General features: G+C 51.9%; 15 protein-coding genes. 9 read left to right on the top strand and 6 right to left on the bottom strand.

Annotation, left to right across the window (positions count from 1 at the left end; translation table 11 throughout):
• Positions 1-40: 40 nt before the first annotated feature.
• From KGP16_RS05665 to KGP16_RS05675, 3 genes are all read right to left on the bottom strand, one after another.
• Positions 41-1,276, bottom strand: coding sequence for an MFS transporter (locus KGP16_RS05665; RefSeq protein WP_223500942.1), 1,236 nt, complete (start codon positions 1,274-1,276; stop codon positions 41-43).
• Positions 1,277-1,946: 670 nt separating this feature from the next.
• Positions 1,947-3,155 carry an MFS transporter gene (locus KGP16_RS05670; RefSeq protein ID WP_223500944.1) on the bottom strand — a complete coding sequence of 403 codons (1,209 nt, stop codon included), beginning with the start codon at positions 3,153-3,155 and terminating at the stop codon, positions 1,947-1,949.
• Positions 3,156-3,348: 193 nt separating this feature from the next.
• The gene (locus KGP16_RS05675; RefSeq protein ID WP_223500945.1) at positions 3,349-3,705 is read right to left on the bottom strand and encodes a YdiL family protein; all 357 of its coding nucleotides are present in this window, start codon (positions 3,703-3,705) and stop codon (positions 3,349-3,351) included.
• 305 nt (positions 3,706-4,010) lie between these two features.
• Between KGP16_RS05675 and KGP16_RS05680 the strand changes: the two genes are divergently transcribed.
• Genes KGP16_RS05680 through arsC form a run of 3 tightly spaced genes read left to right on the top strand, consistent with a single transcriptional unit; the run spans position 4,011 to position 6,135 of the window.
• A complete protein-coding gene (locus KGP16_RS05680; RefSeq protein ID WP_223500946.1) occupies positions 4,011-4,361 on the top strand; it encodes a transcriptional regulator in 351 nt (116 codons plus the stop codon).
• Between the two features lie 52 nt (positions 4,362-4,413).
• Positions 4,414-5,703 carry an arsenic transporter gene (locus KGP16_RS05685; RefSeq protein ID WP_223500948.1) on the top strand — a complete coding sequence of 430 codons (1,290 nt, stop codon included), beginning with the start codon at positions 4,414-4,416 and terminating at the stop codon, positions 5,701-5,703.
• A gap of 12 nt (positions 5,704-5,715) precedes the next feature.
• Positions 5,716-6,135 (top strand): glutaredoxin-dependent arsenate reductase, encoded by a 420-nt coding sequence (gene arsC / locus KGP16_RS05690; RefSeq protein WP_094983041.1) that lies wholly within the window; start codon positions 5,716-5,718, stop codon positions 6,133-6,135.
• A gap of 38 nt (positions 6,136-6,173) precedes the next feature.
• On the opposite strand, the gene KGP16_RS05695 is transcribed toward arsC, so the two are convergent.
• Together KGP16_RS05695 and KGP16_RS05700 are read right to left on the bottom strand one after the other, a co-directional pair.
• Positions 6,174-7,709 carry a DHA2 family efflux MFS transporter permease subunit gene (locus KGP16_RS05695; RefSeq protein WP_223500949.1) on the bottom strand — a complete coding sequence of 512 codons (1,536 nt, stop codon included), beginning with the start codon at positions 7,707-7,709 and terminating at the stop codon, positions 6,174-6,176.
• Between the two features lie 3 nt (positions 7,710-7,712).
• A complete protein-coding gene (locus KGP16_RS05700) occupies positions 7,713-8,882 on the bottom strand; it encodes an EmrA/EmrK family multidrug efflux transporter periplasmic adaptor subunit (RefSeq protein ID WP_021805554.1) in 1,170 nt (389 codons plus the stop codon).
• Between the two features lie 414 nt (positions 8,883-9,296).
• Between KGP16_RS05700 and evgA the strand changes: the two genes are divergently transcribed.
• From evgA to KGP16_RS05730, 6 genes are all read left to right on the top strand, one after another.
• On the top strand, positions 9,297-9,911 hold the full coding sequence (gene evgA, locus KGP16_RS05705; protein ID WP_223501496.1) for an acid-sensing system DNA-binding response regulator EvgA: 615 nt from the start codon (positions 9,297-9,299) through the stop codon (positions 9,909-9,911).
• 4 nt (positions 9,912-9,915) lie between these two features.
• Positions 9,916-13,512 carry a response regulator gene (locus tag KGP16_RS05710; RefSeq protein ID WP_223500950.1) on the top strand — a complete coding sequence of 1,199 codons (3,597 nt, stop codon included), beginning with the start codon at positions 9,916-9,918 and terminating at the stop codon, positions 13,510-13,512.
• Positions 13,513-13,588: 76 nt separating this feature from the next.
• Positions 13,589-14,949, top strand: a protein-coding gene (locus tag KGP16_RS05715; RefSeq protein WP_371822707.1) for an IS3 family transposase whose coding sequence is annotated in 2 segments (ribosomal slippage) — positions 13,589-14,104 and positions 14,107-14,949 — 1,359 coding nt in all. Because the reading frame shifts where the segments join, the coding sequence is not laid out codon by codon here.
• A 242-nt stretch (positions 14,950-15,191) separates the two neighbouring features.
• Positions 15,192-16,592 carry a glutamate decarboxylase gene (locus tag KGP16_RS05720; protein ID WP_059199967.1) on the top strand — a complete coding sequence of 467 codons (1,401 nt, stop codon included), beginning with the start codon at positions 15,192-15,194 and terminating at the stop codon, positions 16,590-16,592.
• Positions 16,593-16,694: 102 nt separating this feature from the next.
• A complete protein-coding gene (gene gadC, locus KGP16_RS05725; protein ID WP_223500951.1) occupies positions 16,695-18,233 on the top strand; it encodes a glutamate:gamma-aminobutyrate antiporter in 1,539 nt (512 codons plus the stop codon).
• A gap of 232 nt (positions 18,234-18,465) precedes the next feature.
• A complete protein-coding gene (locus KGP16_RS05730) occupies positions 18,466-19,587 on the top strand; it encodes a cupin domain-containing protein (RefSeq protein WP_223500952.1) in 1,122 nt (373 codons plus the stop codon).
• Positions 19,588-19,640: 53 nt separating this feature from the next.
• Here the strand turns inward: KGP16_RS05730 and alr are convergent, their stop codons facing one another.
• On the bottom strand, positions 19,641-20,873 hold the full coding sequence (gene alr, locus KGP16_RS05735; RefSeq protein WP_037375276.1) for an alanine racemase: 1,233 nt from the start codon (positions 20,871-20,873) through the stop codon (positions 19,641-19,643).
• Between the last annotated feature and the right edge of the window lie 185 nt (positions 20,874-21,058).

The following is a 21,058-nucleotide window of genomic DNA, read 5'->3' on the forward strand; positions in this document are numbered from 1 at the left end:
GTTCGTGTGGGGCGCAAACCTGCGTAATCGCTGTTTTGGGTTATTGGAAAAAGCGCTCGCCCAATCGCAGGTCACTTTGCGGGACTTTGAAGACTCTGTAATAGCGAATGAAGACGATGATGGCGGTAACAAAGGCCAGCAGGGCAAAGGCAATATCCAGCAGGATGATGTATTGCAAACCAATGGTGGAGAGATAGCCGGTAATCAACGGGATCAAGAAGTTGGCTAACCCACCCATCATCATATAAACGCTGGTGACCTTGGCTTTGCTTTTCGGGAAAAACTCCGACATGACGGAGACGCCAAGCTGCAATATCCCACCGGCGGCAGAGAAACCAATCGCAAAGGCGCCAAGGTTACAAACCAGCGGTGAGGGATACAGATAGATAATGGTTGCCGCGATCACCGAGACACCGGCGTTAAACACATTTGCCCATACCGGGCGCACGGTGCTTTTTAACAGCAGGGCGAAGATAAACACGCACATCAGCGAGCCAAGGCTATACCAGGAGATGGTTTTCAGCGCGTCGGCCTCCGCCATACCGGCAAATGCCATTGCGTATTTCGGCATCCAGACCACGATCACGTAGAAGGTAGAGAATGCGGCTACGCCGAAGATAACGGAGGAGACGCCCTCCAACCAGGCCAGCGGCTTGCTGTTCATCTGCGGCAATTCTTTAGCCACGGAGGCATCAACCAGCTGGCTGGGGAACTTGCTTTTTAGTAGCAGCAAGGTGATCAGGACGAACAGGAGCCCCGGGATAACCATCGCGTAGCCGTACCAGATGTGGCTGACCAACAGGTAGCTGACCAACATCGGGTATAACATCTGGCCGAAAGAGATCATGGCTTTTACCAGGATCACCGCCGAGCCGGACGTCTTGGGATAGCTTTCCATCAGGGCAGGATAGCCGCCGGTATCGAGCGCCGCATTGGCAACGCCAACGCAAACCGCCAGGCCAAAGGCGACGATCAGATTAGGGCTGGCCGGGATGCCAAAGAAGAACAGAATATACAGGGCGACGCCGATCAAAATGGCGGCGCGGCGGCCAAACTTATCCGATATCACGCCAAAGAACAGAATGCTGACTAGTCGACCCAACCCAATACCGGATATCAGGTAGGCAATGCCCGCGTTGTCGGTGCCGAACTTCTCGGCCAGTGGCGTCATGTTTTGCGCCAGCGTAATGACGCTGGCGCCGTGGAGAAAATAACTCAAATAGATACTGATGACCGCTAACAAAAATGGCGCTTTGAAGGCCTTGCTCTGGCTCATACTGTTCTCCGCTTGTCGCTAATTTTTTACGTTATCTAGATCCAGGGGACTTGTTGTTCTGGTGGCCTTTCTTTTTCATTAATCATTGCGGGAAAGTAAGGGGTGAAAATATCCCGATAAGTCACACTGCGGTAAATAACTTGGGTCATGGATAACCGCCAATACACCGGCAACCTGACGTGTGCTGAGTATAGGTAATGCAGTAGGTGATGAATACGTAATATGCCGTTTTAGTTTTCAACTTTATTGCAGGGAAAGATGCTGAGGTGGCGCTTGATGGTGTTGCCGAATTGTGCCGATATTTCGCTGGTTAAATCAGGTATGGAAGGCTGCTGCACGGTGTTTACTGTTTGGGCGTGGTGAAGGCGAATGGCTATTAACAAGCTATTTACTTTGTCTGGAGATCAGCTGCTGACGGAATACTGTCTGATATTGCACGCGGTCATAATAATATTGTATGTGGTGTCGGTCGGAGGAATAAAGCCAGGTTTCTATATCTAAATAATGGCCCCTCACCCTAACCCTCTCTCAAAAGGAGAGGGGACCGATCGAGTTCGTAATAAGTTGTGGAAACCGTACCTGAACACTGCACTGGATCAATTCCCTCTCCTTGGGGAGAGGGAGATACAGCATAAGAAAGTTAACAGTCAGAGAAGGTAATTTGGCGGGATTAACTGGCCATCTGTACCATCTTAAGGGGACGGTTGGCCTCTTTATGGCTACGGTAACCAATAAACAGCGCCAGCAGAAAGCCGCAGGCTGCGATAGCGGTATCGAACCACATAATGTTGGCGATACTGGTTTCGGAAATCTTGGCGGTAATCAAAGGAATGGTGAACGTTGCCAGACTGCCAGCGCTGTAATAGATGCCGGTGGCTTTGCCTTTCGCGTGGGGAAGGCGGGTCGCCATCAGCGTCAGCCCTAGCTGCATGACCCCGCCTGCGGCAGAGAAGCCGATAACAAAGGCGAAAACCATCACGACGTACATGTTGGGATACAGGCAAACGGTGAGTAAGGTAATGAAGGAGATAAAGGTATACAGCATCAGAAAGGTAGTTGATTTAAACCTTTTCTTTACCAGCCCGGCGGTGATGAACACGCACATCAATGATCCGATGGTGTAGATACTCAGCAGCTTGATCGACATCGTATAGCTCATACCCGCCACAAACTGGCCATACTGTGCCAGCCACTGGCTGATCAGGTAAAAGGTGGCCATGGCGATATAGCCATATAAGGTATAGCTGATGAGATCAACGATGGAACAGCGAGGGTTGTCATCCGCATTCAAATCGGGTTCGGTGGCCACTCGTCGCCCCGGGTGCGCGGGGAATGGGCAGCGCAGCAGGAACAGGCCGTTGAGCAGCATAATGCCAGCAGCGATCAGGAACGACCAGCCAAACCAGACCTCAGCCCAGACCAGCAGGCTGATGACCATCGGCAACATAAACTGGCCACCGGAGACAAAGGCTTTGATCAAGATATTGGCGGTGCCTGGCGACTTGGGGAACGCTTCCATCAACGTAGGATAGGTGCCAGAGTCGAGAAAACTGTTGGCAACGCCAGCTAAAAAACCAAATACATAAGCGATAATAATGGTGGGGCTAAGCAGAATGCCAAAAAAGAAGCCCAAATAGCACACTATCCCCAGAAAAATAAAGGGTCTGCGGCCAAATCGATCGGATAACATGCCGGTGATTAATAACACACTGAGCCTGCCAATGCCCAAAGAAGAGATGACGATCGAAATGCCTGCGGCATCGGTATGCCATTGTTCTGCCAGATAAGGCATATTCAAGCTGATTAATATCACCCCCATACCGTGCACCAGATAATTCAGATACAGCCCCAAGGCCGTTGGTACATACTTGTTTTCCATAGGTTGTTGCTCTGAAACTCGTTCATAATAAATAATTCGTGCCGGGAAAAACGGTTGGGCACGAGATTGTTACAGGCGTTAAACTGCGGTCAGGAGTGATAGTCAGTCAAAACTATGGGCAGGCGGTGTTGATAAGCCGTCCTTATTAAATCCCATCCAGATTAATGAGCGCGATGTGTCCTATTAGTCAGGGTTAACATAGCCGCTCGAGATCATAAGCATAAAGTTGTGCGGCGACCGACTGATAAATTTTCCATTCCAGATAATCACCTTGGGCGTAGACAGCCAGAAAGGACGCATAATCAGGGAAGAAGCGCATGGTGTTATTACCAATGCGATTGTTGATCTTGTCGATGATGGCATTGATGTGGTTTTTTCTTTTTTTAATAATTTTTGTGAATGTATCAATAATAGCGGCCGGTATTTCACTTTCACCACGCTCCCATTGCTGCCATGTAGCTAAATTGTTGTCAGGTGAAATATAGGTCGCACATTCTTCGACCGTCATAAAAAAAAGCTGACGCAGTGCCTGCAGTTCTAAATGATTCATGATGACGCAGATCCACGTTAGAGAAAACCATGCAGAATAAATAGCATTATTGGGCGTTTTTCGTCTTGAACAGGCTCACACTATTGGGTGCAATATTATTTGTTGCCGGGGTGTGAATATATTACCGTATTATGGCTTTTTAATGGGCTTAAATGTAAAGCCATATTGCCGAAAGGACGTATCGACACCATGTTGACCGCTTTCTGGGACAAGGGATGAGAAAACATATATGAAAATTCAAATGTGTTATTGACTTGAAAGTGCCTGTGGGTATGATTTATCTACCGATTGTAGTGGAGAGACCCATGACCCTGACTTCCTTGCAGCTGTTCAAAATCCTGTCGGATGAAACCCGCCTGGGTATCGTGTTGCTGCTCAAACAGCTGGGTGAACTGTGCGTTTGCGATCTTTGCACCGGGTTGGAAGAGTCGCAACCCAAGATCTCACGCCACTTGGCAATGCTCAGAGAGTGCGGGTTGCTGCTGGATCGTAAGCAGGGCAAGTGGGTGCATTATCGTCTTTCCCCGCATATTCCTGCCTGGGCAGCCCTGGTTGTTGAACAAGCCTGGATGAGCCAACAGGACGAAGTCCACACTATGGCACGTAAGCTGGCAGCGGCGAATGGCTCCAGCGAGGGTAAAACCCTGTGTAGCTAAATTTTTTGCGCAAATATATATGAAAATACATATATAAAATGAGGTGGTAAGTATGTTACTGGCTGGGGCGATATTTATCCTGACCATCGTGCTGGTGATCTGGCAGCCGAAAGGGTTAGGGATTGGGTGGAGTGCCACACTTGGCGCGGGGCTGGCTTTGGTCACCGGAGTGGTGCAGATTGCTGATATCCCGGTGGTGTGGAATATTGTCTGGAATGCTACGGCGACCTTTATCGCCGTGATCATCATCAGCCTGTTGCTCGATGAGTCTGGCTTTTTCGAATGGGCTGCGCTGCATGTCTCCCGTTGGGGAAACGGGCGGGGGCGCCTGCTGTTCACTTACATCGTGTTACTAGGCGCAGCCGTGGCGGCTTTGTTTGCCAACGATGGAGCTGCGCTGATCCTGACCCCCATCGTGATCGCCATGCTGTTGGCGCTGGGGTTCAGCAAAGGCACCACGTTGGCGTTTGTCATGGCTGCCGGGTTTATTGCTGATACTGCCAGTCTGCCGCTGATTGTGTCCAATCTGGTCAATATCGTTTCGGCAGACTTCTTTGATCTGGGGTTCACGCAATATGCTTCGGTGATGGTGCCTGTTGATATCGCTGCGATTATCGCGACGCTGGTGATGCTGCATCTGTTCTTTCGCAAGGACATTCCGCCGACCTATGATCTCGAACGACTGAAGCAACCGGCGCAAGCCATTAAAGATCCGGCCACGTTCAAAACTGGCTGGGTGGTCTTAATCCTGCTGTTGGTGGGTTTCTTCGTGCTGGAGCCGCTCGGCATTCCGGTCAGCGCTATTGCCGCCGTGGGGGCGATGATCCTGTTTGCGGTAGCCAAAAGAGGTCATGCCATCAACACCGGGAAGGTGCTGCGTGGTGCGCCTTGGCAGATCGTCATTTTCTCGCTGGGGATGTATCTGGTGGTTTATGGCCTACGCAATGCCGGGCTAACGGAGTACCTCTCCAGCGTGCTGAATCTGCTGGCGGAGAACGGTTTATGGGCCGCCACGCTTGGCACCGGCTTCCTGACTGCGTTCCTGTCATCCATTATGAACAATATGCCAACGGTGTTGATTGGCGCGCTGTCCATTGAGGGAAGTGCTGCGTCAGGAGTGATTAAGGAAGCCATGATTTACGCCAACGTTATTGGCTGCGATCTGGGGCCCAAAATCACGCCGATTGGCAGCTTGGCAACGCTGCTCTGGCTGCATGTCTTGTCACAGAAAAACATGACGATCACCTGGGGATATTACTTCCGTACCGGAATTATCATGACCGTACCCGTGTTGTTGGTCACGCTGACGGCCTTGGCGTTACGTCTATCCATCACTTTGTAGCGAGGAACACCCATGATTACGATTTACCACAACCCGGCCTGCGGCACCTCGCGTAATACGCTGGCGCTGATTCGCAACAGCGGTACAGAGCCAACGATCGTCCATTATCTGGAGACACCCCCCAGCCGCGCTGAACTGGTAAAGCTCATTGCAGACATGGGGATCAGCGTGCGGGCCTTGTTGCGTAATAACGTGGAACCCCACGAGCAGTTAGGGTTGGCAGCAGACGTCTTCACTGACGAGCAGCTGATCGACTTTATGTTGCAACACCCGATCCTGATTAACCGGCCGATTGTGGTGACGCCGCTGGGGACCCGCCTATGCCGCCCCTCCGAAACGGTGCTTGATATCCTGCCCGATCCGCAAATTGGGGCATTGGCCAAAGAGGACGGCGAAAAGATTGTTGATAGCGCCGGCAAACGGATTAAGTAAATCGGGAGGCGCGCAGCGCCTCTCTAACTCCCCGTTTATCACCCGGCCTTGGCCGTATTAAACGGCGGCTTGGCGAACCACACCAGCAAGGTCAGCATCAGGAATACCCCGGCAGAGAGATAGAAAATATCGTTGGCCGACATCAGCAGGCTCTGCTGGGTAATTTGATCGTTGATATAGGTCGCGGCTTGCTGCTGATTGAACCCCAGATGTTGCAGTTGGTGATCCAGGCTGATCGCAGCCGGATTGAATTGCGTCACTGACTGCGTCAGCTGCGCATGATGAAATGACTCCCGGTGGCTCCACAGGGTCATGGTGAGTGACGTGCCGATCGAGCCAGATAACGTCCGGAAAAAGTTGCTCAGGCTGGTGGCCGCTGCGAATTTTTCTGGTGCAAGCCCTGACAATGAAATGGTGGTCAGCGGTAGGAAGAAGCAAGCCACGGCAAAGCCTTGCATCAGCTGCGGCAGCACCACGGCAGTAAAATCAATCGCCGGATTAAACGTCATCGCACGCCAGTAATAGCAACCGGCATACACGATAAAGCTAAAGGTCACCAATACCCGCATATCAATACGATCGCAGTAGCGACCAATCAATGGCGCGATCAGCAGCGGCATCAGCCCGATGGGGGCATAGGCCAGCCCTGCCCACACAGAGGTGTAATCAAACACCGTCTGTAGCAGCTGCGGCATCAGCACAATCGCCCCGGCATAAATCAGATACGCACAACTGATACACAGGATGCCGATGCTGAAGTTACGTGAGCGGAACAGGCTCAGATCGATGATCGGGTTATCGTTGGTGGCTTCCCAGATAATCAGCAAAATCAGCGCGACCACGGCGATCACGGCCAGCACGATCACGGTGGTAGAGTTAAACCAGTCGAGGTCTTTGCCTTTATCCAACATGATTTGCAGGCTACCCACACCGAGCACCAGCAGGCTCAGGGCGAACAGGTTGATTTTTACCGGCTCGGTGGGCGTTTCTCTTCCTCTCAGCTTCCATGCGGTAATGGCAACGACGATGATGCCGAACGGAACGTTGATTAAAAATATCCAGCCCCAGTCGTAGTTATCGCAAATATAGCCGCCAATAATCGGGCCAAAGATCGGGGCGATAATCACCGTCATCGACCACAGCGCCAACGCGATATTACGCTTCTCTGGCGGGTAGTTACGCAGCAGCAGGCTTTGCGATAGTGGGATCAACGGGCCTGCGACCAATCCCTGAATGACGCGGAAAAAGATCAGCATATCGAGATTGGTGGAGAACCCGCAGCACAGCGACGCCAGTGCAAACAACGTCACCGAAGCTAAAAACAGCTTACGCTCACCGAACCGCTGCGCCAGACGCCCGGTTATCGGGATGGAGATCGCGTTGGCGACACCAAACGAGGTGATCACCCAGGTTCCTTCGTCCGTAGAGGCCCCCAGGAACCCGGAAATGGTGGGAATGGCGACATTGGAGATGGTGGAGTCCAACATCTGCATAAAGGTCGCCATCGAAAGCGACAGCGTCACCAGGATCAACGACCAGCCTTTTAACGGCAGCAGTGTGTTGTTATTGCTCATAAATCACATCGCATTGGCTTTGATGATGTCTTGGATTTCCGCGTCGATACTGGAGGTATCGAGCACCAGCGCCTGGCTTTGGTAAGCCGGTTTCAGGCGTTGGGTGGTAGATAGCGCAGGGCCGTTGGTGTTGTTTTCGCGCAAGGTCACCGTGGTGGATAAGCCAATTCGCAATGGGTATGCCTTGAGCTGTTCCGCATCCAGGGTAATACGCACCGGCAGGCGTTGAACCACTTTGATCCAGTTACCGGTGGCATTCTGCGCGGGCAGCACCGAGAACGCACCGCCGGTTCCCATATTGATCCCTTCAACCACGCCGTCGAATACCACATTGCTGCCATAGAGATCGCTCACCACGCTCACCTTTTGCCCAATGCGCACGCCGCTGAGCTGGGTTTCCTTGAAGTTGGCATCAATCCATAGCTGATCGGCCGGGACGATGGATAACAAGGCCTGGCCAGCGCTGAGCGTTTCACCCACCTGCACATTGCGTTGAGCGACATAGCCGGTCACCGGGCTGCGAATTTTGGTGCGCTGTAGCGCGAGCCAGGCTTCGCGCATTTGTTCTGCCGCCAACAGGATGGCGGGCTGCTGTTCAAGCGTGGAGTTCTGGATCAGGATACGATTGCCGCGATATTGTTCGATAGCGACGTCCAGCGCCGCTTTGCTGCTGTTAACGGCATCACGCGCATGTTGCAGGTCTTCTTTTGAAAATGCCCCCGCTCCCATCAGCTTGGTGCGGCGTAGATAATCGGCCTGCGCTTGCTGGTAAGCGATTTTAGCCTGGGCGATATTGGCATTATATTGGGCGTCGTTGATATAGATCTGTTTGGTTTTTCTCACCGTTTCCGCCAGCTTATTTTTGACTTTTTTAAAGTTGAGGTTGGCATCGGTATCATCTAAATTGACCAAGACATCCCCTTGCTGGACTAAATCGGTATTGGTGTAATTCACGCTGACCACGCTGCCGTTAACCTGCGAAGAAATAGTGACCTGATTGCCCATCACATAGGCATCATCGGTGCTTTGCACATTGCGCGAATTGAAATACCACCAGGTTGCACTGGCCATGGCCGCAATAATAATCACCATTAGAAAAATGAGCAGCCACTGCTTTCTTTTTTCTAATGGTGTTTTCACCTGGTTACTGTCTGGCTGCGGTAATTGTGGCATGGCAAAACCCTTGCTTGTCTGTTTTATGAGCAATAGCAAACCATTACGCTGCTGTGGGCAATAAGCACAGCGCGTAATTTAATCATTGAATGGCTTGGTTAATCACCTTCAGCTTAAAGCGGCATAGGCCTATAGGAGGAAGTGCTGAAAGTTCGTAGTGATTATAAAAGCGGGCGTTGCCGTAACCCAGCAGAGACATCGGAAATCGTTGCAGGCAGCGTCCTACACGTGAAGTCCACCCCGTGACTACAGGAGCTGGGGCAACAGCGAATTAGAACTATAAACAGGGTTATGCTATAAGCTCGTAGATAGCTTGAAATCCTTAAGATATTTCGTAAGCGAAGAAACATCGCTGACCAACGCTGCCCGTGTTTTTTATATCACCAGGAAACGACAATGAGTGAAACCAAGTCTTTGCGCGCCGTAATTGTTGACGACCACCCTCTGGCTCGTATGGCGATCAAGAACCTGCTGGAAAGTGAAAGTATTAGCGTCATTGGCGAGGCAGCGGACGGGGCAGAGGCGCTGCTGCAGGTGGCGCAGCAGCAGCCAGACTTGGTGATTGTCGACGTCGATATTCCCATCATGAGCGGCATTGAGGTGGTTGAAAAACTCAGAAAGCAGCAGTTCAGCCAAATCATTATCGTGGTCTCCGCCAAAAACGATCTGTTCTACGGCAAGCGTAGCGCGGATGCCGGGGCCAATGCTTTTATCAGTAAAAAAGAGGGCATGACCAATATCATCGCCGCGGTGCATGCTGCCCAGAATGGCTACAGCTATTTTCCTTTTTCACTGAACGGCTTTGTCGGCAGTCTTTCTTCGGAACAGGAAATGCTGCTGTCGCTCTCCAGCCAGGAGATCAAGGTGATGCGTTCCCTCCTCGGCGGTGCAGATAATATGCAGATTGCGGCGGCGATGTTTATCAGTAATAAAACGGTTAGCACCTATAAAAGCCGTTTAATGGAGAAGCTCGGCTGTAGCTCGTTGGCCGATCTGTTTGCTTTCGCCAACCGTAATAAAATTGGGTGAGTGCATGCTAAAACGGGTTCTGGGGTTTTGGCTGGTTTTACTGTGTCTGATGCTGCCTGCACAGGCTGTGAGCAACGGGCCGATCACGTTAGCGCTGGCGAGTAACCACCTGGTCACGCCTCCTGCCATCTACCTGGGCCACGACGACTTTATCTGGCTGGCGCAAAAGCACAGTATTACCGTTGCGGTGTATGGTGTTGAATCCCAACCGTTGACGATGAATAGCGTCACCGGGCGCTATTGGGGAATGAATGCGGATTACCTTGCGCTGTTTGGAAAGGCTCTGAATATCAATGTAAACGTCAAACTCTACGCCGATGAGCAACAGGCATTGGCGGCACTGCTTGCGGGCCGCGTCGATCTTGTTCTCACTACGCCCGGTAGGATTAGCCCGCAAAAGGCTCCCTTTATTGCCAGCTTGCCGCTGGTGCAAGGCTATCCAACCCTGGTGACGCGGCTTGCCGAGGTGATGAAGCCGTTTCACGATAATAGCGATAAGCTCAAGATAGCGATCACCCGGGATTATCCCCCAGAATCATTTATTAAACAGGCATTTCCTAACGCCAGCGTCATTTCTTTTGCCGATGAATATCAGGCGTTGGCCTCGGTTGCCAGTCATCAGAGTGACTACTTTCTCGGCAATAACCTCACCACCAGTTTTATTATCGCGCGCGATTTCTACCAGACGCTGGGAATGGTGAAGTTCTGGCGAGCACCGCAAAGCGGCGATGTGCTTATTGCGCTCGATAGTCAGCGGCAATTGGTCAACATTGTCGACAGATTTATCTGTTCACTGACCGAACCTCAGCACAGCCAGATTGCTCAGTCCTGGATTGATATGGGTAACCTCACCTTTTTAACCAGGGACCTGGCTTTTACCCCACAGGAAACGCGCTGGCTGGAAAAAAACCGCAAATTGCGCATAGTGATTAATCCCTATTACGCCCCGTTTAGCATGGTGGATGAAAATCAGGAAATACGCGGGATAGTTGGCGATATTCTTAACCTGATCCAGCTGCAAACCGGTTTGACCTTTGAACCGGTGATTGCCAATTCCAATGAAGAGATGGCTAGCATTATACGTAGTGGTAATTGGGATATCCTGTCCTCGGCCACGTACAGCCCAGAGCGGGAAGAACAGGCGGCCTTCACTCATCCGTTTTTGGCGACTCCTTTTGTGATCGTCACCCGCGCGGCGGTCAAGCAGACCGAAACGATGAAGCCTGGCATGAAAGTCGCTATTCCGGCCTACCATACGTTATCGGAAAAACTAAAAGCCAAATATCCGGGTGTGCAATGGGTTGAGGTAGAGAACACCGGCGCGGCGCTGAGCATGCTGGATCGGAGAGAAATTGACGCAGTGGTGTCCACACAGCTCGCCTCGCGCTACATCATCGATCACTATTATCCCCATCGGCTGAGCTATTTCCGTATCCCCGACGAGCGCACCGCCCAGATCGCCTTTGTCATCCCACGTGGCTCGCAAGAATTACAAAGCATTCTAAATAAAGCAATCGACGATATTCCCCCCAAAGAACTGATGAATTTGGCCGGGAAGTGGGTAAAAACCCCCGAAGTGAAAATTGACACCTGGAATCTCTATAACCGGCCTTTTTACCTGGTGATCGTTCTGGCTACGCTGCTGGTTGTCAGCAGCTTGCTGTGGGGAGCCTATCTGCTGCGGGCCATCCGTAAAAGCAAAGAGGCACAGGCTGCGCTTGAGTATCAGCTCGGTTTTCGCCAGACCTTATTCAATTCGATCCCCGTGCCGGTGTACGTTATTTCGGTGGAAGGTGAGCTCGAAAGCTACAACAGCGCCTTCGGGGCCTTCTTCACCCCCGAGTTACATGCCGCGATGCATCATTCATTGTTCGATCGCCGTCATCCTCTGGCAGATATTTTCGCAGCGCTTCAACCCAATATCCAGCAAGGGCTGCAAATCAACCAGGTTATCCCTCATCAACTGGTGTTGAATAATGGCACGGAAGAGCGCCTGATCCTGCACTGGTTAACGCTGTGCCAACTACCCGCCAACACGCCGCCCACGCTGATTTGTGGCTGGCAGGACATTACTGAATCCAGGCAGTTGATGGAGGCGTTGCAGGTGGAGAAAGACAAGGCCATCGATGCCAATCGGGCCAAGAGCACTTTCCTTGCCAGCATGAGCCATGAGATCCGTACGCCGGTGAGTGCGATCATGGGGTTCCTGGAGCTACTGACCACCCATAGCCAAAGTCCGGCAGCAGAGAAGGAATCTATTCAGTTGGCTTATTCCACCGCTCAGTCACTACTGGGCCTGATTGGCGATGTGCTGGATATGGAAAAAATTGAGTCTGGTAACTTTGAGCTGGCGCCGGAATGGGTAGATCTGGCCTCGTTGTTAGCTACGACGGTCAGTAGCTTTGAAGGGGTGGCCACGCTGAAAAACCTGCGGCTGTCGGTCGATTACCGCCTGGAAAAAACGCAGGCGCTGTGGCTCGATCCGCAGGCGGTGAAACAGGTGCTGGCCAATCTCCTCAGTAACGCCATCAAATTTACCGTTGAGGGCGGGATCGAAGTGATAGCGCAAACGCATGCGCAGGGCACCGATCACACTTGCCTGACGCTGAGCGTGAAAGATAGCGGGGCGGGCATTAGCCCGCAGGAACAGCAACATCTGTTCAAGCCCTTTAGTCAGACCAAGTGGGGTAAACAACAGACCGGATCGGGATTGGGTTTGACGATCTGCCGTGAGTTGGTTGAACGCATGGATGGTACCATAGACATGGCCAGCCAGCCGGGCAGGGGCACCACCATGACGGTGACGCTCACCACCGCGGTTACGGACCTGGAAAAGGTTGCCGCCATTTCATTTACACCAAAATCGCCCGTCAGTGGCCCTAAAGCGCTGAGGATTGTGATTGCGGACGATCACCCCACCAACCGGCTTCTGTTGCGTCGTCAGTTGGCTACGCTTGGCTATCGGGTCGATGAGGCCATTGATGGTGTGGCAGCTTTGGCCTTGATCGAGGCCAATCCGTACGATCTGCTCATCACCGATCTCAATATGCCTAATATGGATGGCATAACGCTGACCCGCCGGGTACGTGAATTCAATCGGGACATTATTATCTGGGGGTTAACTGCCAACGCACAGGCCGAAGAGAAAGAGCGCTGCCTGGCGATGGGCATGAACCTGTGCCTGTTTAAACCGGTAGATTTACCGAAGTTGGAAGCTGCGCTACAAGGTGTGACAGGCCCTTCGCAGGCCGATCCACTCAGCGAGTTTATCGATATGGCAACGCTGCAGGCACTCAGCCTGGGTGACAGCGCCCTGATGCGCCAGATGCTTGAACAATCCCGCCTGGAAAATGACCAAGATTTGGCGGCAGCGAGAAAGGCACTCCACTCTCAGGACTGGCCGACTCTGCAATCCCATTTACACCGCATTAATGGTACGGCTCAGCTGCTGGGGGCCACGTCGTTACATCTGCTTAGCGAAGAACTGGAAAATGCGCTGGCGACACAACAGCATGAGGCGGTGATCGAAGAAGGCATGCGCGAGCTGGAAAAGTTGCTGCAGGGGCTGAATGCAGCTATTGAGGCATTTTCCCACCCATAGATATATTCACAAGGGGCGCTACATGTGAACTGAACCCCAAATGTTGGACAAACATCTGACATTTGGAGGTACAGTTCTGATGAAGTATTCACTTCAGTTCAAACTTGACGTTGTCCGGTACTATCTTGCCGGACTCGGCGGTCAAAAACAGACCGCTAAGAAGTTTTCTATTGCCCATGTCCAACTACGCAGATGGATTGCCGCTTATCAGCATCATGGGGAACAGGGGCTGCGGGTAGGACGCAAGCAACATTACACACCTGACTTCAGGCTCTCTGTTGTCGAATTCGCGCTTTCAAATCCGCTCTCTTTAGCGACAGTCGCCGCTAAATTCAATATTCCTTCTTACCTTACTGTGGAACGCTGGATTAAACTCTATCGGGAGAATGGGGCTGAAGCCCTCAACCTGAATAAGCGTAGTCGCCAAATGCGTCAGCATCCCAAAACCCCCCATGCCGATAAATCGCCTGATGAGTTGACCCCCGAAGAGATGCGGGAGGAAATCGAGTTTTTACGTGCGCAGAATGATTACATAAAAAAGTTGAGAGCCTTGATGCAACAGAAGGAAGCCCAGACTCGTCGAAAAGGGCAAAAATAATCAGAGCATTGAGGTCAGAACACCGTTTGGAGGTTTTGCTGTGGGCCGGAAAACTGCCGCGCAGTACGTATTACTATTGTTGTAAAAGCCATCAAGCACCGGATAAGTATGGTGAAACCAAGCAGCAAATAATGGCTGTTTTTAACGAGCATAAAGGCCGTTACGGCTATCGCCGGGTGACCAGTGTTCTTCGAAAGATGGGGGCTGTGCTAAATCATAAAACCGTGCAAAAACTGATGGTTGAGCTGCAATTGAAATCGCCCGTTCGCCGTAAAAAATACCGTTCGTACAAGGGACATGTCGGTAAAGTGGCCCCGAATACCTTGCAGCGCGATTTTACCGCTCTGGAGCCTAACCAAAAGTGGGTGACCGATATCACGGAGTTCCGGGTGGCGGATAAAAAGCTGTATTTATCGCCGGTACTCGACTTGTTTAACGGTGAAATCATTGCCTATGAGATGTCCCGTAAACCTGTGTTCAGTCTGGTAAAAACGATGCTGGATAAGGCGCTCAGTACGCTAAAAACGGAAGAAAAGCCGTTGCTGCACAGTGACCAAGGTTGGCACTATCAGATGGCGGCTTATCAGCATCAGTTGCAGGAAAATGGGATAGAACAGAGCATGTCTCGCAAGGGTAACTGCCTGGATAATGCGGTAATGGAAAACTTCTTTGGCCATCTGAAAGCTGAACTGTATTATTTACAACGCTTTGAGAGTGTGGAACAGCTGTCTGAAGAGATAGACATGTACATAGATTACTACAATAACCATCGTATCAAACAGAAGCTCAAAGGCCTGAGCCCTGTGGAGTACAGAACGCAGGCTTTGATGGTTGCTTAATTTTAAACCGTCCAACTTCTTGGGGTCAGTTCACATGCTGCGCCCCTTGATACAAGCCTACGGGTGTAGTCCCGCGCCTACAGTATTTACAAATCGCTCTGATATCTTCGTTATGAGTCCTGTTTTAATATCCTTATCAAGTTTTGTGGCGAACGTAGCGTTCAAATAATAACGCTATTTATGCTACCTGATATCGCGAATTTAATTCTTGATTAATAGGTCTATCTTAAAAGGTTATTATTATGAACAAGGCAAATAACACCCCAGCTTATAATGAAAATGATGATGTTTACGCGTCACAAGATTTGGCGGGTGAATTACCTAAGTCAACCTTCCCAATTACCGAGCGCAATCCACGTAACGTCTTTAATGCCATCCGCGATGAACTGATGCTGGACGGTAATTCCCGCCAAAACCTGGCGACGTTCTGCCAGACCTGGGTGGATGACGAAATTCGTGAACTGATGGATCTGTCTATCGACAAGAACATGATCGATAAAGATGAATATCCGCAAACGGCCGAAATTGAAGCCCGCTGCGTCAGAATGCTGGCCGACCTGTGGAATTCGCCAACGCCGGAAACCACCCTTGGCTGTTCAACCATCGGTTCCTCAGAAGCCGCCATGTTGGGAGGGCTGGCGCTGAAATGGCAGTGGCGCAAAAAGCGTGCCGAGCAGGGGCTGCCTAGCGATAAACCCAACCTGATTTGTGGCCCGGTACAGATCTGCTGGCACAAGTTTGCTCGTTACTTTGACGTAGAGCTGCGTGAAATCCCGCTGGAAGGCGATCGTCTGATCATGAATGCGGAAGAAGTGCTCAAGCGCGTTGACGAAAACACCATTGGTGTCGTGCCAACCCTGGGCGTGACCTTCACCTGCCAGTACGAGCCGGTGAAAGAGGTCAGTGATGCGCTGGATCGCCTGCAACAGGAAACTGGCCTGGATATTCCGATGCACATCGATGGTGCCAGCGGCGCTTTCCTGGCTCCATTCTGCTCGCCAGAACTGGAGTGGGACTTCCGCCTGCCACGGGTGAAATCCATTAATTCATCCGGTCATAAATTTGGTTTGGCGCCGTTGGGTGCTGGCTGGGTGGTATGGCGTGAAGCGGCGGATTTGCCCGAAGAGCTGATTTTCAACGTCAACTATCTCGGTGGCAACATGCCAACCTTCGCACTGAACTTCTCACGCCCCGGTGGCCAGATCGTTGCGCAGTATTACAACTTCCTGCGCCTTGGCCGCGAAGGGTACGCCAAAATTCACAACGCTTGCTACGCCACGGCTCAGCATTTAGCGGCCGAGATTGGCAAGTTAGGACCGTTTGAAATCCTGTTTGATGGTGACAGCGATAAAGGCATCCCGGCGCTGGCGTGGAAATTGAAAGACGGCGCGGCGATCGGTGGTTATACCCTTTACGATCTTGCGGAAAAACTGCGCGCTCGCGGTTGGCAGGTTCCGGCCTATTCGATGCCGACACACCGTGAAGATCTGGTTATTCAACGCATCCTGGTGCGTCACGGCGTGAGCTACGACCTCGGTTGCCTGCTGATCGACGATATCAAAAGGGCACTGATTGAATTCGAGAATCACCCTGTCACCAACCCAGTGTCTGCGCAACAAGGTAGCGGATTCCATCACGGCTAAGGCCAGAGCTTTATTATATCGGGGCGGCGTCGATGCCAGCCCCGCTTTTTCCCCCACCAATATTCGTTGGGAAGAGTAACCTCTTCCTGCAGGAGAATCGTTATGGCGAGCACAGAAAAAAGCGCCGCTCCAAAGCAATTAACGTTGTTAGGGTTTTTTGCTATTACCGCATCTATGGTAATGGCGGTTTATGAATATCCGACCTTTGCAACCTCGGGTTTTTCTCTCATCTTCTTCCTGCTGTTAGGCGGGTTCCTATGGTTCATTCCCGTTGGCCTATGCGCCGCCGAGATGGCGACAGTAAAAGGATGGCAGGAAGGTGGGGTATTCACCTGGGTGTCTAAAACGCTGGGTGAGAAATGGGGCTTTGCCGCCATCTCTTTTGGCTATCTGCAAATTGCCATAGGTTTTATCCCTATGCTCTATTTTGTGCTGGGGGCGCTGTCTTATATCCTCAAGTGGCCTGAACTGAACGAAGACCCGGTCGTTAAAACTGTCGCTGCATTGGTCATCTTGTGGGGGCTGGCGTTCACCCAGTTCGGTGGCACCAAAAACACCGCGCGCATTGCCAAGATTGGCTTCTTTGCCGGTATCTTGTTACCTGCGGCTGTTCTGGTGGCCCTGGCCGTCAGCTATCTGCATTCTGGTGCGCCACTGGCCATCGAAATGAACGCCTCTACCTTCTTCCCAGACTTTACCCAAATGGGCACGCTGGTGGTGTTCGTAGCGTTTATCCTGAGCTATATGGGCGTTGAAGCCTCGGCGACTCACGTCAAAGAGATGAAAAACCCAGGCCGGGATTACCCGCTTGCCATGCTGTTACTGATGGCGGCGGCCATTTGTTTAAGCTCTGTCGGCGGTCTGTCTATCGCAGCGGTGATCCCTCATGGTGAAATCAACCTTTCTGCGGGGGTAATGCAAACCTTCAGCGTGTTGATCTCGCACTTTGGTCCGCAGTTTGAATGGGCTGTTCGCGTCATTGCTGCACTGCTGTTGTTAGGGGTATTGGCAGAAATCGCCGCCTGGATTGTTGGGCCATCTCGCGGCATGTTGGTTACCGCACAACAAGGGATCTTGCCTGCTCGCTTTGCCAAAATGAACAAGAATGGTGTGCCGGTTGCACTGGTGATTTCTCAACTGGTGATTACGTCGATTGCGCTGATTGTCCTGACCAACACCGGGGGCGGCAATAACATGTCCTTCCTGATTGCGCTGGCGTTGACCGTGGTGATCTACCTGTGCAGCTATTTCCTGCTGTTCCTGGGCTACATCAAACTGGTACGCAAACAGCCGGAAAACGAACGTGTCTTCAATATTCCGGGGGGTAATGTGGTCAAGCTTACCGTGGCTACGATTGGTTTACTCACCTCTGCGGTTGCCTTTGTGGTCTCATTCTTCCCGCCCTCAGGTTTGGCCGGGCTTGAAGCCGACCATATGTACGTGACTATGCTGGTGGTGTGTTTCCTGGTGGTTGTGGCTATCCCGTTCATTATCTATGCGCTGCATGATAAACGCTTGAAGGCGACCAACCTCAAGCTGGTGCCTGTAAGCACGGATTCTGCGCCAGAAGGGCACTTCTTTATCCACCCGCGTGCACGCTCCGCGCACCATATTTTTGTCGATGACAAGCAAGTGCATTAATCGTTTCTTCACTGTGCACTGAACTTGCAATAACGGGCGCTGCATGCAGCGCCCGTTAATATATTCAATATGTTAGACATGGGCGAACCTGTTCGTCCCTGCCCATTCACCAATATCCCCCAATACCTTCTTTTTGCCCAGTTTAACGCCCAGTCATTGACCAATGACAAGGCGGCATGAGTGGCAGCCTCTTTATAATCAGGCCCGTTTGTCTTCTCACTGGTGTGGACCCATGGCTTATCAACTGAATCTTAACTGGCCCGAATTTTTAGAGAAATACTGGCAAAAACAACCTGTGGTATTAAAAAATGCCTTCCCGAACTTTGTCGATCCGATTACTCCGGACGAGTTGGCCGGTCTGGCGATGGAGGTTGAGGTAGACAGCCGTCTGGTCAGCCAAACCCATGGTCAATGGCAGGCGAGCCACGGGCCGTTCGAGCATTTTGATAATCTGGGGGAAACCGGCTGGTCACTGTTGGCCCAGGCGGTTAACCACTGGCATGCTCCGTCAGCGGAGTTGGTTACCCCGTTCCGTGTATTACCGGACTGGCGGTTGGACGATCTGATGATCTCCTTCTCGGTCCCTGGCGGCGGCGTAGGGCCACATATCGATCAGTACGACGTCTTTATCATCCAGGGCATGGGGAGCCGCCGCTGGCGCGTGGGTGACAAACTGCCGCTGAAGCAGTTTTGTCCGCATCCGGCACTGCTGCACGTGGAACCTTTCGAGCCGATTATCGATGAAGATCTGGAACCGGGCGATATCTTGTATATTCCACCGGGCTTCCCGCACGACGGCTTTACCCACCAAACCGCGCTTAACTACTCCGTTGGCTTCCGTGGCCCTAACGGCAGGGATTTAATCAGCAGCTTTGCGGACTATGCGCTGGAAAACGATCTCGGGGGCGAGCATTACAGCGATCCTGATTTAACCTGCCGGGAACATCCGGGCCGGGTTGAAGAGTATGAGCTCGATCGCCTGCGCAGCATGATGACCGAGATGATTAATCAGCCGGAAGATTTCAAACATTGGTTTGGCCGCTTCGTGACCACGCCGCGCCACGAGTTGGATATTGCCCCAGCGCAACCGCCTTACGAGCAAGATGAGGTTATCGAAGCGTTGATGGACGGTGCCGTCCTGACTCGCCTGAGTGGCTTAAGGGTGCTGGAGGTTGGCGGCAGCTTCTTTATCAACAGCGAGCGTCTGGATACCGTCGAGCCTAAAGCCGCCGATGCCCTATGCCGTTACACTATCGTCGGTAAGCAAGAGTTAGGTGAGGCGCTGCAAAACCCGGCGTTCGTTGCCGAGTTAACGGGTCTGGTTAATCAGGGGTATTGGTTCTTCGACGAGTAAACGGTATAGATTTCCCCCAGGTCTCGGCGCAAGCCTTTGCCTGGGGGAGTTAATTAATCCACCAGAACACGCTTATTGGTCGCGCCCCAAAGGATCGACATCTCGGTAAACAGCGCACCGCTGATGTCTTCAACTTCAGTGGCGGTGATCTCTGCATTACCCTGCTTGCCGAAGAACACCACCTCATCACCAGGAGTGACGCCTTTCACGTCGGTCACATCCACCATTACTGTATTCATCGAGGTTTTACCCACCACCGGCACCCGCTGCCCCTGGATCAATACATGACCGGCATTGCTGAACACACGGCGATAGCCGTCTGCATAACCCACTGGGATGTTCGCCAATACTGAATCGCGTTTCAGGGTGTAGGTACGATCGTAACCGACGGTATTGCCTTTAGGGTAATGGTTGAGTGCCGCTATGGATGACTTGAAGGTCATCACGCGTTTATAGTCGTTACTGGCAATGGTATCGCCATAAAACACCCCGCCAACGCGCACCATATCAAGCCAGGACTCCGGCACGGTGAGGGTAGCAAAGGTATTGGCAACGTGTAAGGTCACGTCGCTGCGTTTGATCCCGGTAATGTCTAGCACCTGCTGGGATTGCACCTTAAAGCGGGCAAGATCCTTGCGCACCGCCGCTGCATCTTCCTCAGGATAGTGGGACATGATGCCGACCATTTTCAGATGGGGTAATGCAGAGATAGCCTTGGCTTCAGTCAATCCGGCAGCTTCGCTGACTTCCAGGCCGTTACGTGACATACCGCCAGAGTTCAGTGCCAAATGGAAGCGCAGGGTTTTGCCCTGTTGGGCGGCAATGGCATCCAGGCGTTTCGCCATCTCCAGATTACCGATCAGCTCTTCGGTGTCATAGTCGGTAGCCTGGCGCATCTCTGCTTCGGTGGCATTGCGCACGCGCATCAGGCGGCCTTTAAAGCCGAGTTCGCGCACGGTTTGCAGCTCTTGGTTACTGGCCACGCCAATGCACTGCACGTGATTCTTGATCATCACGGGTGCCACCAACGAAAGGTCGTGCCCGTAGGCATCGCCTTTCAGAATGGCGCAAAGGGTAGTTTTATCGCCCAACAGTTGCTGAATTTTGTGGGTGTTATATTCCAGCGCGCTTTGTGAGATTTCCAACCGGGCATTGCTTACCACCGCCGCCGGTGAACTTTTAACCGTAGCGGTAAGAGAATGAGTGGGATTGGTGGCAGCAGGTTGATGGCAAGCCACCAACGTTAATAGCGGTATTAAGACTAAATGGCGTAAATGCAGCGGCATATTCCTTTCCTGGTGAAATAAAAAAGAGTTTTTATCGGCCTCAGTCAGTTTTTTTATCTGATTTGACGGCGGGTGTGGCTGAGCGATCAGCGGCATTCAATAAATTACAAAAGTGACTTTTTGTCAAATTTATTAATAATCTATAGGGGAGGGAAACAATGCGGGTAATAAATGTAACTATTTGG

The sequence above is a fragment of the Serratia sp. JSRIV006 genome (assembly GCF_019968685.1).
GTDB lineage: Bacteria > Pseudomonadota > Gammaproteobacteria > Enterobacterales > Enterobacteriaceae > Chania > Chania fonticola_B.

Coding starts and splice junctions, on each gene's coding strand:
- gadC (WP_223500951.1), top strand. CDS start 16,695: ATGGCGAGCACAGAAAAAAGCGCCGCTCCAAAGCAATTAACGTTGTTA.
- KGP16_RS05675 (WP_223500945.1), bottom strand. CDS start 3,705: ATGAATCATTTAGAACTGCAGGCACTGCGTCAGCTTTTTTTTATGACG.
- KGP16_RS05720 (WP_059199967.1), top strand. CDS start 15,192: ATGAACAAGGCAAATAACACCCCAGCTTATAATGAAAATGATGATGTT.
- KGP16_RS05670 (WP_223500944.1), bottom strand. CDS start 3,155: ATGGAAAACAAGTATGTACCAACGGCCTTGGGGCTGTATCTGAATTAT.
- arsC (WP_094983041.1), top strand. CDS start 5,716: ATGATTACGATTTACCACAACCCGGCCTGCGGCACCTCGCGTAATACG.
- KGP16_RS05665 (WP_223500942.1), bottom strand. CDS start 1,276: ATGAGCCAGAGCAAGGCCTTCAAAGCGCCATTTTTGTTAGCGGTCATC.
- KGP16_RS05680 (WP_223500946.1), top strand. CDS start 4,011: ATGACCCTGACTTCCTTGCAGCTGTTCAAAATCCTGTCGGATGAAACC.
- KGP16_RS05730 (WP_223500952.1), top strand. CDS start 18,466: ATGGCTTATCAACTGAATCTTAACTGGCCCGAATTTTTAGAGAAATAC.
- KGP16_RS05700 (WP_021805554.1), bottom strand. CDS start 8,882: ATGCCACAATTACCGCAGCCAGACAGTAACCAGGTGAAAACACCATTA.
- KGP16_RS05710 (WP_223500950.1), top strand. CDS start 9,916: ATGCTAAAACGGGTTCTGGGGTTTTGGCTGGTTTTACTGTGTCTGATG.
- alr (WP_037375276.1), bottom strand. CDS start 20,873: ATGCCGCTGCATTTACGCCATTTAGTCTTAATACCGCTATTAACGTTG.
- KGP16_RS05695 (WP_223500949.1), bottom strand. CDS start 7,709: ATGAGCAATAACAACACACTGCTGCCGTTAAAAGGCTGGTCGTTGATC.
- KGP16_RS05685 (WP_223500948.1), top strand. CDS start 4,414: ATGTTACTGGCTGGGGCGATATTTATCCTGACCATCGTGCTGGTGATC.